Origin of the sequence: Clostridium bornimense, from assembly GCF_000577895.1 — a bacterium.
GTDB lineage: Bacteria > Bacillota > Clostridia > Clostridiales > Clostridiaceae > Clostridium_AN > Clostridium_AN bornimense.
In genome coordinates, this window is record NZ_HG917869.1 from 369,297 (window position 1) to 383,056 (window position 13,760).

The window sequence follows — 13,760 nt, forward strand, 5'->3', positions numbered from 1 at the left end:
AATCCTCCTTTTAGTTACTATAATAAATAGTATATCAAAAATCTCATTGAAATCACAATTTATTTATAGATATCTGCTAAAGCAATATAATGATCGGCAACTATTTTAATTGATTTTATTTCTTTATCTGTAAGTTTTCTAACTATTTTAGCAGGGTTTCCTTTACATAACACACCAGATGGAATTTTGTTATCTTTCTCAATGACACTTCCGGCACACACTATAGTATTTTCTCCTATTTCGGCTCCTTGCTTTATTACTGCATTACCCTCAACTAATACGTTATCATTAATTTTACAACTATGTATAGCACAGTTATTACCTATTGTGACGTCATTTCCTACAATAGTAGGTGAACCGAAATCATTATATATAATAGTATCGTTCTGAATGTTACTGTTATATCCAATGATAGTTGTATCGGTATTGCTCATTATTGTAACGCCATCCCATATAGATGTATTATATCCAATATTTATTTCGCCTATTAACTCAACGTTTTTTGCAATAAAACAACTTTTATCAATTTTTTTCATTTTAAATTCACTGCCTTTTATCATATATTGTTAAAATCCCCTTACTATAGAAAATAAAATTTGTGACTCTATCATACTAAGTCATTAAATAATTCCTACTATAATTATGCAATTATTTCATAAAAGTTTCTATAGTTTCTCATATTTGACATATTTCAAAGCCTATTTTAATACAAAAGTAAAAATATATGTTTTATGATAAAATTTAGGTGTTTTACGAAAAAAAGAAAGACCACTACATAATATTTATGCAATAGTCTTATAAATGAAATTACTTCCAAATAGTTTTAAACATACCTGGTCCAGTTGCTGAATTAGGTACTTCTGTAAAGCCGAATTTTTTATAAAAACCTTCTTTGTTTTTTTCAGCAAATAGGGTTATATGAATACATTCTCCAATAGTAATGGAATTAACGAGATAATCTAAAATCTGTTCTATCATAATAGTTCCTATGCCAATATGTTGGTATCTTGGATCTACCATTACATCAAAAATAACTGCCACATAACCTTTATCACCAACAACTCTTGCAGATGCAATTATTTCATCTTTTAGTTTAACAGCAATAATAAATATAGAGTTATCTAAACTTCTTTTTGCTATTTCTTCTGGAATTTCTACCCAACCTATTGATCTACGTAATTTATTATAATTTTCAACAGTAATTGTATTTTCAAATTCAATATTTAAATTATTCATAAATATCTCCTGTGTTCATAAATATATTATTATCTTATGTATAAAAAAATAATAAGTCACTTATAAATCTATAAGTAGGTAGGGGAAATAGTTATAGATAAAAAACTCCAGTTATACCGGAGTTTTTTATCTTATTGAAATTCTATTGTATTATCATAATTTGCTTTAGTTATATCTTTATAAAAACAAGCCATAGATGTTTCTATATATGGTGTAAGCCATAATGTACCTATTCCACAAGTAAGTAAAGCTAACATTGACCATCCTATAAATGAAAAATATAAGCAAAACAGTTTCCATTTATAACCTTTCATTATAGTGTTACTTTCTTTTAAACAATCTATAATAGATTTATCAGGATTTTCAACAAGTACGTAATATGATTGACTTAATGAAAATGATAATATGATTCCTGGTACAATAAGTAGTATTAATCCTACATAAATAATTATAGTTTGTAATATAAAAAGTCCTAAAGCTTTAAAAAATAAATTGAATTGAGAAAAAGCATCTTCCAAGTTTGCTGCATCTTTGTCAGTAGCTAAATTTAAAGAGAATCTACATTTTCCTAAAGTAAATACTGGTGTAAATATAACTGCTATTATATACGCTATCCATCGAACATCACTAAGAATTCCTATAAAGGTACCTAGATATGTTATTCCAACTAAAATTATTTGAATAAGCAAAAAAGTACCTAAAGCGAGACCCCATTTACCTTGGAGCTGCTTTCGAGCCATAGCCCTAATTTCATAATTCTGCATATTAACAAAACCTCCATTGAATATTATTAAAAACACTGTATCAAGATAATTAGCAAAATTTTCTAAAGCATTATTAAAATACTATCATATTAATATAGTAGTGTAAAGTCATTGTTGTAAACAAAACCTTTAATGAAATTATATTCAAGAAATTACATCAATATAACATATTTAATATTTCTATTTGAAAATCATAAATTTAATTAGCATTTACATAAAAGTTAGCTTTAGTCAATTCTATATAAGGTTCAATTAGTAAAAAACCAATTAAAAGAATTATAGTACATATATTTACTTCTAATAATAATGAAGTAAGCACTGCTAATGTGCAACAAAGTAAATACCATCCTATAAATGATAAATGTAGCCATATATATCTAAATTTGTTTCCTTTCATAATGAATCTACTTTCTTGTAAGCATGAAAAAGTTGATTTATTAGGATTATCAGCTAATATAAAAAAGGCTTGCGAATACATTAGTTGTATAACTAGAGACGCAATTATAAAAAGAGCTATTATTCCAATTAGAATTATCATAGTAGTACGAATCTGATTTGTCGCAAAATAATATTCAACATTAAAAATGACTTCAATTGGTTGAGAAATCATGTATACTAATATACAAATCACTGAAATAACTAATATTGGTATATACCACAAAGTTGAAAATACAACAATTAACACTGATAATAAAAAAGCTTTCGGATAAATTTTAAATTGTGAAAATAAATCTATAGATCTAGCACTGTGATAATCTTTAGTCATATTTAATAAAAACTTGCACTTTCCTGTTTTCATTACCCCTGTTAGAAATATTGAAATAACAGTATTAAGTATAAAAATCTGTATCATTAAAATTGAATCAGCATATTTTGTGCTAGATAAAATAGATGATAAAACAGATGTGCTTTGTAAGATAATCAAATATATTAAAAGTGTAAAAAATGATATCAACCATCTACCTTTTAATTGATCTAATGCATTTTCCTTTAGTATTTTAATAGACATCAATTTTCCTCCTTATTTAGACAATAATGTAATTAATATAATTATATTATACATAAAGTTTAATATAATTTACAAATTATATTATTTTTGTCATAAACAATTATTCTCATTTTTCAAAAACAAAAGATTATATAATACTAACTCTCTTTTTGAATATAGATTTAGTAAAATATTTAATTAAGTTAATTATATATATTAATTATGTTAGTATTATAACTATCAATAAGTTATAACTACAAAAGTTAACCTAAGTTAACTAATTAAACATATAGTTAATCAAGGGGTAAACTATGGTAAATTACATAAAGAAATAAGTAAATCTCCCTAATAAGACATAAGAATAATTATGTCTTGTTAGGGAGTAAACCAAAAAGAAGGTAAAATTAAAGTTTTTGATGAGAAATAAAATGATAAAATAGTTAAAACTAAGAATGTATAAAAAATAATTAAAAAAACCAGTAGCTTATTAAAGCAACTGGCTTAAAAATATAATTTTAATTAAATTTTTTATTAATGATAAAAGATAAATACATTCCTATAATAAATACTACAATTACAATATGTTTCATTAATGTTAAAGATAAAAATAAAATAAGAATAACTGATGTTAAGAATCTATTTTTTAAAATATTAAAGCCGATATTTTTATTGTGTTTATAAACCTTATATACTAAAATGTAACCTAAAACAAATGAAATTATTGTAGGAATTGGTAATGTTATAGAAATCATTACATTTCACTCCTGAATAAGACTTTCTTTATATTATATGATTAATTGTTACATTTTAATATTTTGTATCAAGGTGAATTAATAGAAATACTAGCAATTATTATTAAAAATGATCCTAACGTGAAAGTAATATTACTGATTGATAATAGTAATAAAGTTTTTATATTATAATTTGTTAATTCAAAGATATCTCTACTTTGCGTATTGTGACTATTTATATTATTAATAGGATTTTTAATACTACATTTTCCTAGTATAAATAATAGTATCCCTTCTATAAATAAAATTGTTTTAAAATCGTAACTTGTACATTTTGATATATATATCGCCATACATATTGATAAAATAGCCCAAGTACAACTAAATCCAAGATATTTAGGCAAAGTTCTAATTATATTCATAATGTACCTCCGGCATATGCAATTTTGAAATAACTATTGATAATTATATAGTCGTTAAATTACATTATCAATAATAAGTTTATATAATTTTTAGTATCAAAAATATAGGCAACTTTACAATAAAAGAAAAATCAATATTATAACTGAAATTACTTGCGCACAACCTATGAATAAACCATATAATGAAACAGCTTTCCCCTGTTTTATTAAATCTTTAATATTTACTTTTAAACCTATAGCTGCTAAAGCAATTATTTCAAATTTATTGCTTAATTCTTTAAATACATGGGATAAACCATTAGGTATTATATGAAGAGAAAATAAGGCACATGTTATAAAGAAACCTATAACATACCAAGGAATTCTAACTTTACCTTTCTTAACATCATCTATTTCTTCTTCAATAATTTCTTCATTATGTTTATGTTTTAAGTGACCGAATATAAATACGACAACTACTAAGAATATTACTCTAACAATTTTAAAAATTGTAGCTAAATCTTTGACTTCTTCACTAACCATGGCACCACTAGCTACGACTTGCCCAACTGATTGAAGTGTTCCACCTATCATAGCAGATGTATTCATAACTTCATGATTATATAAAAACTTTGATAATAAAGGTAATATAAACATTAGAAAAATACCAGTGACATTTACAATTGTTATTGCTATCCCCTTATCTTTATCATCAGCATCAATGACTGGAGCTGTAGCTGCAATAGCTGAAGAACCACAGACTGCATTTCCACTAGCCATCATAAATCTAAAATTTTGCCCGAAGCCTAACTTTTTACCTATATATAATGCAGCTACTATAGTTATAGCCATTTGAAGAATAATAAATAAGATGCCTCTCCACCCTAATTCCATCAAAGTAGATATACTTAATGTACCACCTAATAAAACGATTGAGTATGATAGTAAATCAGTTTCAGAAAATTTGTATCCTTTATGAAAAACTTTTTGATTTAAAAATAAATTTCCTACTAACATCCCTAAAAAAATCGAAATTGTTGCAGCACCTACTTTAGGTATAAAGTTTGATAGTAAAATACTTGCAAATCCTACTGCTACAGATACTAATAATCCTGGAATAATATCACGAATATTAGCTATAGAAAAACTTCTTTTTTTATCACTCATAGTGTAGCCTCAAATCCTTTCTTATTTCTTTCATAGTAAGTATATATCTGGTATAATCATAAGTAAAATAAATATTAAAAATAATAATCATAAGTTTTGTTAATGATTAAGTTCAATGTTCTATATTATACTGCCCTATTAATAAGGAGGTTATGACTATGATTGAAGAATTGAAAACTTTTATTACAGTAGTAGAGGTAAAAAACTTCACTAAAGCGGCTGATCAACTAAATTTATCTCAGCCTAGTGTTAGTAATCATATAAAAAATCTTGAAAACTATTTTGGGGTTACTTTGATAAACAGATCAGTAAAACAGAAGAGTATATTTATAACTGAAAGAGGATATATCTTGTATAAAAAAGCTAAAGAGATCATAACTCTATTAGAAACTACTTATATGGAGATTCAAAATAAATCTAATTCTATAAAAGGATCTATAAAGGTAGGAGCCAGTTTAACTATTGGAGAATATGTTATTCCAGATTTTTTAGCTTATTTCACTAAAAAATATCCAGATATTGATATTGAAGTTGTCATAGAAAATACAGCTGTAATATGTAATGGATTAAAAGATATGATATTGGATGTTGGTTTAATAGAAGGAACTTCTTCATCATCAAGTTTTGAGCAAGAGTATTTTTCTAGAGATGAAATGGTCTTAGCTCTACCATATTACAATAACATAACCCAAGAAAAATTTTCCTTAAATAAATTACAAAATCAAAGATGGATAGCTCGTGAAGAAGGATCTGGAACAAGAGAATTTTTGAATATGTTTTTAGGTGTAAATGAAATAACTCCCCAAAATATTATGATTTTAGGAAGTAATTATGCTGTAAAAGAAGCTGTAAAAAATAATTTAGGTATAACAATTATATCAAAACTTGTAGCAGCTGAAGCTGTAAAAAATAAAGAAATTTGTACTATTGATTTAGGAGAAAATTATATAAGACATTTTTCCTATATACTTCCCAAACATATAACAAAATCAAAAGCAACGAAAATCTTTCTAGAAGAATTAAAAGAATATTCTAGGATGTAGAAGCTTTATTTATCTCCTTCTCATAAGTTGCCTCATATCTTGTCCAGGGAAAGTTAAAATTGTTTATTATAATAAATCCAATAAGGACTAAACAAAATATTATAACATTTGCAGTAAAATTATTGTGAACTAATAGATTTATGTAATATTGAATATCATCAAAAAAAACAAGAATAATAGAAAAGAAAAATACTGTAGATATTGTATTATACCTATCTGTTAGTAATGTATGTGAAAATTTATTGTTACACTTATCACATTTTAATGCGTATGATCTTGTTACATTGAAGCTTTCTTTACTAAATAATTTTAGCTTATTATTACAATGAGGACAATATTTCATTTTTAACTCCCCCCCTGATAGTAAATCTTAACTTTATTATACACTATAAAATGATACAATAGTATGGTTTTGTAAATCTTTACAAAAATATAACATAAGAGCTATAGATATTGATCTATAGCTCTTATGTTATATTCTAAAATCACGAATACCTTTATCTATCTCTGTTAACCTATCCTCTATCATTTTCTTAACTTCTATATTTTCCAATTTATTTAATTCTTTCAAAATGAACTTGCCACCTTTTCTCTTTGTTTCAGTACTAGCATAATCATTTAAATATTCTTTTAATGTTAAAAGAGCATTTGGTCCACAACAATTTGCTATTTTTCCGGTTTTTATAAGATTCATAAATCTATCTCCAGTACGCCCTTCTCTGTAACATGCAGTGCAAAAACTTGGAATATGTTCTTTATCTATTAGCCAACTAACTATTTCATCTAAAGTTCTAGTATCATTAACTTCGAATTGTGCAGAATTTTCATCTTCTTTTTCTGCATAGCCCCCTACACTAGTACATGAGGCTCCACTAATTTGTGAAATGCCAAGTTCAAGTAATTTTTCTCTTGTTTTTTGAGATTCTCTAGTTGAAATAATAAGTCCTGTATATGGCACTGCTATACGTAATGCTGCAACTATTTTTGAAAAAATCTCATCAGATATTGCGTTTTCAAAATCATTTGGATTTATGTCATCTGCTGGGCGTATTCTTGGTACACTGATAGTATGTGGTCCCACCCCCATGGATGCTTCAAGATGTTCTGCATGCATAAGTAAACCAATAAAATCATATCTATACATATTTAGTCCAAATAATACTCCAAGACCAACATCATCTATCCCGCCCTCCATAGCTCTATCCATAGCTTCTGTATGATATTCATAATTATGTTTTGGTCCTGTTGGATGTAGTATTTCATATTGTTCTTTGTTATATGTTTCTTGAAATAATATATATGTACCTATTCCGACTTCTTTTAGTTTTTTGTAGTTTTCTACACTTGTAGCAGCAATATTAACATTAACTCTACGAATAGCACCATTTTTATGTTTAATGCTATAAATTGTTTTTATACTTTCTAATACATATTCGATAGGTGAATATATTGGATCTTCACCAGTCTCTAATGCTAATCTTTTGTGACCGAGATCTTGTAAAGCTATAACTTCTCTTTTTATATCCTCTTGAGATAATTTTTTTCTAGCGATATGTTTATTACCATGATGGTAAGGACAATAGGTGCATCCGTTAATACAATAATTAGATAAATATAATGGTGCAAACATAACTATCCTATTTCCATAAAATTTTTCTTTAATTTCTTTTGCTAATGCATAAATCTCTTCATTTTTATCTTGTAGAGTACATTCTAATAATACAGCAGCTTCCCTATGTGATATTCCTTTCATTAACCGAGCTTTGCATAAAATCTTATCAATTAAAATTCTATTATTTTTATTATTTTCAGCATATTTAATAGTTTCTAAGATTTCCTCATTATCAATAAAGTCTGTTGCTATTTTTGACCTAACATTATACATTCTTTTCGCTTCCTTCAACATTATGTTCTCTTACCTAAAAGTTAAGTATTTTTCTCCGTATGATATTATATTATAAGTATATTTTAACATAAATTGCATTTTGTATTCTATACTGTATTTATGTTTTATTATAATAAAGGGGTTCGATATATTTCGAACCCCTACTTTATTTCTATTTATACTTCTTAATTATTATTGAACCCAAAGCTATACTTATTAATGATATCATAGATAAAGATACGGTATTAAATGGTGCACCTGTTTGTGGTAACTTTCCATTATTTGATTTAGCATTATTTTTATTGTTGTTAGGTAAGATTGTATCCTCTATTTTCTTTATAATTGTAAAACCTTCATCACCAGATGCTATAATTCTTTCATCATCATATACATAAATTTTTTCCATAAAATCTGCTACTTGGTACTTTGAAACTAAAGCATTATTTTCTAATTTGCATATATATTTTTTTCCATTACTATTTTTTAATACCCATATATTATTATAGTTGTCTTTTGTTATATCAATTATATTCTTATCAAATTCATTTATTAAATTAACTTTATTATTTTCAAGTGAATATTTTTTATATTGCTTATTAGATTTATCATAACCATATAAATAATTATTAGTAATAATAATATCAGATAATGAATCTATTGGATAAATAGAATATCCTTCAGGTGTAATAATACACAAGGCTTGTTTTAATATATTATAAAAAATAACTTTTGAATTTTTACCACTTATAATAATATTAAAATAAGTATTATCGCAGTTAAATTCTAATTTTGTTTCTGGGAGATCTTTTATGCTATTGTCTTTTAGTGAATCACTAAGGTTATTTAAAAAATCTGAATCGTAAATCACATCAGAATTAAATATATCCTCATTTAAATAATCTTCAAGATTTGAATAATTATAATTTCCACTAGAATAATTATAATTAGGTTCATTCTTAGTTAATTCATCAGTATATAATTCTAATTCATCTAAGTTTTCTAAATCCTTCAGTTTTTCAAAAATATCCTTATTATTAATAGCATATTCATGACTTAAAAGTGATTTAATAGTAGTTGTATCAATAGTCCCTTGTACATTTGTTCCATTTTGCGATAAATAAAAAGTAGTATCGACATCTATGTTACTATTACTTAGTTCAATTGTATCTAGTAATGATAAATCTCCGCTAATTACTGATGATAAATTAAGTTTTTCTTTATCTTCGCCTATATAAGATATAATAGTTCCTTCACTAGATTGTATTACTGACTTTAAGTTTCCTTTTTCATACTGCAAACATTGTGGTATAATTTCTTCTTCTGTGGCAACAGCTATTGAGTCATTGATAGGTGCTATAGTAATTAATAATAGATATACTAAAGACACCGATAAAATTTGTTTTAGTTTCTTCATTTTTTCACTCACTTTCTAATTTATTTAAATATTTACTATATATTTTAACAAATTGTGTAAGTAATAACAATATAAACCTAAAAATAACTGTTCTCCATTCATTCTGAAGAACAGTTATTTTTACTTATTTAAGTTTTGGATTTATATAAGAATTATTCATCATTTTTAATTGTGTATATAATCTATATTCTGAGTAATTAATGTTTGTATCATTTATATATATAGAATCTCTCTTCTTAAAAAACTTTTTAATAAATTTATTTATCAATTTCACCATCGCCTATCTATTATATTATTTTCACTAAATCTTCTATTTCCTACCAAATCGAACCTTCTATTCCTTAATTTATTTAACATAATCATTTTAAAATCATCCTTTCATATTTAGGGCCAATTAGGCGCCTTCTTTTATAAAACTATATTGTGCCATGTATAGATTGTAATATATACCTTTATTATCAAGAAGTTCTTCATGAGTGCCCATTTCTACTATTTGTCCACCTTCTATCACCATAATTTTATGACAATCACGTATTGTAGATAATCTATGAGCAATAACGAAAGAAGTCCTTCCTTCTAGCAATTTTTCAATCCCGTATTGAACTAACTTTTCTGTTTCAGTGTCTATATTAGCTGTGGCCTCATCAAGAATTAATATCCTCGGATTAGCTAGTAATGCTCTAGCAAAAGAAATTAATTGTCTTTGACCTAATGAGAGCCTAGAGCCTCTCTCATTGACTTCTGTATTATAGCCTTTTTCTAATTTCATAATAAACTCATGTGCGTTTACACTTTTTGCAGCTTCAATAACTTCATCATCTGTAGCATCTAGTCTACCATACCTTATATTTTCCATTATTGTTGTAGAAAATAAAAATGTGTCTTGTAGCATTACACCCATTTGACTTCTATATGATTCTAACTCTACTTTATTTATATTTTCTCCATCCACTAGAATCTCCCCATTAGAAACATCATAAAATCTACTTAGTAAAGATACAATAGTAGACTTACCAGCACCTGTACTGCCAACTAAAGCAACTTTTTCACCAGGTTTAACTGTAAAGGAGATATCCTTCAAGATTCTAATATTATTCTCATAAGCAAAATTTACATTTTTAAATTCTACTGAACCTTTAATTTTCTTCATTTTCTTTGCATATTTTGTATCTTTTATAGCAGGATCAATATCTAAGATATCAAAGATTCTTTCTGCAGCAGCAAAGTTAGTAATCAAGGTATTATAAAAATTTGATAAATTCATAATAGGTCTCCAGAACATACCAATATACATTGAAAAAGCAATTATTGTACCAACTTCTATTTCACCTTTTGTAAAAAGTCTATATCCTACAGCAAATAGTATAACTGTAGCAATTCCTGAAAAAATTTCTACTAATGGCCAAAAGAAGTCATTTAATTGAACTGCTTTATTAAAAGAATGTTTCAATTCAGAAACTAAATTTTCAAATTTATTATTTGTATAATCTTCTTTTGCAAAGGCTTGCACTATTTTAATTCCTGAAAATTCCTCATGGGTAAAGGCATTTAAATTTGATCTTTTATTTCTATATATTTCCCACCTTTTTCTTGAGTTAATTTCTATATAGAACATAGCTAAAGCTAAAGGAGGTAATAGCAATATACAAATAAGTGCTAGTTTTATATTTAGTGTAAGCATAGCTACTGCTACTAAAATTAAATTTAATAATTCAGGAATTAGACTCTGTATACTTTGATTAAAAAGATTTTTTAAAGCATTAACATCACCTACTACTCTAGCTAAAATCTTACCAACTGGTCTTTTGTCAAAAAAATCAAAAGATAATTCTTGTATATGTGAGTATAATTCATGTCTAATATTAATTAAAATATTATTTGTTATTGAATAAATCATTGTCCATCTAATTCTAGATAATATCCATGCTAAGATGTTTAGAGATAAAAGAGATAATCCAATTAGGATTATGCCATTGATATCATTATTAGGAACCTTTTCGTCTATAGCTACTTTTAAAAGATATGGATTTATTATTCCACATAGCATTACAAAAACCATCAGTAATATTACAATAATAGATCTTCCACTATATGGAGATAGATATTTTAATAATCTTTTTATTATATCTATTCTTTTTCTACTACTTATCTTCTCATCTCTCTCTATAGCATTTGACATTATACCACCTCTATTTCTGTATCTTTAAAATCTTTAAATTGTTCACAATAAACATTATAATAAGCACCTTTTAGATCTAATAATTCTTTATGTGTACCATTTTCTTTTATCTTTCCATCTTCTAAATATAAAATCATATCTGCATCTTTTACTGCAGAAATTCTGTGAGCAATAAGAAAAGTAGTACATGTTCTTTTATTACTTTTTAAATTCTGTAATAACGTGTGCTCAGTTTCCATATCTAAGGCTGAAGTGGCATCATCTAAAATCATTATCGGAGCTTTTCTAACTAAAGCTCTCGCAATAGAAATACGTTGTTTTTGTCCTCCTGATAATCCAATACCTCTTTCACCAATTTCTGTATTAAATCCATCAGGTAAATTTTCAATGAAATTAATACAACAAGAAACAGTACATGCATCTTTTACGTCATCAAATGTTGCTATATTGTTGCTAAATGTTATATTGTTAAATATAGTATCAGAAAATAAAAAAGATTCTTGAGGAACAATAGACATATTGCTTCTTAATACTTGTAAATCATAATCTTTGATATTAACTCCATCTATAAATATTTCACCACTATGAACATCATAATATCTACCTATTAAATTTACTAATGTAGATTTTCCTGAACCTGTTGTTCCCATTATAGCTACAGTACTGCCTTTAGCAATTTTTATAGATATATCTTCTAGTACATTTTCGTTATCATACTTAAAGCATACATTTTTAAACTCAATAGTACCATCTACTTTTTCGGGATTATAACAATTTTCATTACTTTTAATTACAGGTAATCTATCTATGATATTAAAGATTTTTTTAGCTGAAGCAATAGTTCGAGATATCATATCTGTAAGTTCACCAAGCATCCTCATAGGCCATATAAGGTTCCATATATAGCCACTGAAAGCAACTAAAACGCCTAGAGTAATTGTTTTTTTCATTACTAAATAACCGCCTAATGTTATCATTATGATTAAAGACATATTAGTTAGAAATTCTATTGGTGGAAAGAATCTTCCTATAGCTTTTCCTTGTTCCATATTCAAATCATAATATTCTCTATTCATTTTAAGTAACTTACTAATTTCATATTTTTCTCTTGCAAAAGCTTTTACAAGTCGTACTCCTGCAATATTTTCTTGAGCTGTTGTATTAATCTCTGCAGTCTTATCACTTATTTTTCCATAACAATTTCCAAATACTTTTTCAAGTTTAACTTCAATAATTCCAATTGGAATCATTACTACTATACAAGCTAATGTTAATTCCCAATTAAGGCTAAATAGTATTATTGTTGAGAAAACAAAATATATTATATTTTCAACAAATAATCTTAATCCATAACCAATAGTCTGCCATATATTTTCAGCATCTTCGCCTATTCGAGACATTAATTCTCCTGTATTCATTCCATCGAAATATTTGAATTCTAATTTCTGAAGGTGATTAAAAAGATCATTTTTAATATCCTCATGAACATCACTACTAATAAGGTCATAATAATATTCTTTACAATAACCAAAAGTTGCTTTGATTAAAGACATTAATAAAATACCTGCAATTGTGTAAATTATAACAGTATGATTTCCTTTAATAATTCCACCATCTAAAAATTCTTTTTGCATATATGGTATGCAAAGATCTGCGGCAATTACTATAAACATCGATATTGTTCCTATTGACAATTTTAATTTATGTTTTAATACATACTTAATTATTCTATTCACAGAATCCCCCCTTTTTTATTTATTGATTTAATACAAAAAAGGCTATGGAACTACTCCATAACCTTTTAGAATAAATAAAAGGTTATGAGCAAAAATGACCATAACCTTAATATACAAAATCTTTAATTTAAAATTAGAAAATTAAAATAAATCAAGCTGACTTTGAGATAGGCTATAATCATATAATATTAAATTTGAATTTGTGGCGATAACCGC

At 26.0% G+C, this 13,760-nt stretch carries 13 protein-coding genes; 1 reads left to right on the plus strand and 12 read right to left on the minus strand.

The window, feature by feature from the left end; genetic code table 11:
- Nucleotides 1-59: 59 nt before the first annotated feature.
- From CM240_RS15005 to CM240_RS15035, 7 genes are all read right to left on the minus strand, one after another.
- Nucleotides 60-560: a gamma carbonic anhydrase family protein gene (locus tag CM240_RS15005; RefSeq protein WP_044040306.1), complete on the minus strand. Its 501-nt coding sequence runs from the start codon at nt 558-560 to the stop codon at nt 60-62.
- 247 nt (nt 561-807) lie between these two features.
- Nucleotides 808-1,236 (minus strand): GNAT family N-acetyltransferase, encoded by a 429-nt coding sequence (locus CM240_RS15010; RefSeq protein WP_051483891.1) that lies wholly within the window; start codon nt 1,234-1,236, stop codon nt 808-810.
- Nucleotides 1,237-1,367: 131 nt separating this feature from the next.
- Complete coding sequence (locus tag CM240_RS15015; RefSeq protein ID WP_044040307.1) at nt 1,368-2,000, minus strand: DUF975 family protein; 633 nt, start codon at nt 1,998-2,000, stop codon at nt 1,368-1,370.
- Nucleotides 2,001-2,199: 199 nt separating this feature from the next.
- A complete protein-coding gene (locus tag CM240_RS17015; protein WP_051483892.1) occupies nt 2,200-3,009 on the minus strand; it encodes a DUF975 family protein in 810 nt (269 codons plus the stop codon).
- A gap of 494 nt (nt 3,010-3,503) precedes the next feature.
- Nucleotides 3,504-3,740, minus strand: a complete 237-nt coding sequence (locus CM240_RS15025; protein ID WP_044040308.1) for a hypothetical protein — start codon at nt 3,738-3,740, stop codon at nt 3,504-3,506.
- Between the two features lie 68 nt (nt 3,741-3,808).
- The gene (locus CM240_RS15030; protein ID WP_044040309.1) at nt 3,809-4,141 is read right to left on the minus strand and encodes a hypothetical protein; all 333 of its coding nucleotides are present in this window, start codon (nt 4,139-4,141) and stop codon (nt 3,809-3,811) included.
- A 114-nt stretch (nt 4,142-4,255) separates the two neighbouring features.
- A complete protein-coding gene (locus CM240_RS15035; RefSeq protein WP_044040310.1) occupies nt 4,256-5,287 on the minus strand; it encodes a YeiH family protein in 1,032 nt (343 codons plus the stop codon).
- A 158-nt stretch (nt 5,288-5,445) separates the two neighbouring features.
- Here CM240_RS15035 and CM240_RS15040 point away from each other — a divergent pair, with 158 nt between their 5' ends.
- Nucleotides 5,446-6,330 carry a LysR family transcriptional regulator gene (locus CM240_RS15040; RefSeq protein ID WP_044040311.1) on the plus strand — a complete coding sequence of 295 codons (885 nt, stop codon included), beginning with the start codon at nt 5,446-5,448 and terminating at the stop codon, nt 6,328-6,330.
- Here the strand turns inward: CM240_RS15040 and CM240_RS15045 are convergent.
- The 5 genes from CM240_RS15045 to CM240_RS15065 all read right to left on the minus strand — a co-directional run bounded on the left by CM240_RS15045 (nt 6,320) and on the right by CM240_RS15065 (nt 13,544).
- Nucleotides 6,320-6,673: a hypothetical protein gene (locus CM240_RS15045; RefSeq protein ID WP_044040312.1), complete on the minus strand. Its 354-nt coding sequence runs from the start codon at nt 6,671-6,673 to the stop codon at nt 6,320-6,322. The two genes, CM240_RS15040 and CM240_RS15045, sit on opposite strands and share 11 nt — an antisense overlap.
- Nucleotides 6,674-6,802: 129 nt before the next feature.
- Complete coding sequence (hydG, locus tag CM240_RS15050) at nt 6,803-8,215, minus strand: [FeFe] hydrogenase H-cluster radical SAM maturase HydG (protein ID WP_044040313.1); 1,413 nt, start codon at nt 8,213-8,215, stop codon at nt 6,803-6,805.
- 172 nt (nt 8,216-8,387) lie between these two features.
- Entirely contained in the window at nt 8,388-9,629 is a 1,242-nt protein-coding gene (locus CM240_RS15055; protein WP_044040314.1) for an LPXTG cell wall anchor domain-containing protein, read from the minus strand.
- A gap of 394 nt (nt 9,630-10,023) precedes the next feature.
- On the minus strand, nt 10,024-11,808 hold the full coding sequence (locus tag CM240_RS15060) for an ABC transporter ATP-binding protein (protein WP_044040315.1): 1,785 nt from the start codon (nt 11,806-11,808) through the stop codon (nt 10,024-10,026).
- Entirely contained in the window at nt 11,808-13,544 is a 1,737-nt protein-coding gene (locus CM240_RS15065) for an ABC transporter ATP-binding protein (protein ID WP_044040316.1), read from the minus strand. The genes CM240_RS15060 and CM240_RS15065 overlap by 1 nt, the downstream gene beginning before the upstream one ends.
- Nucleotides 13,545-13,760 lie beyond the last annotated feature (216 nt).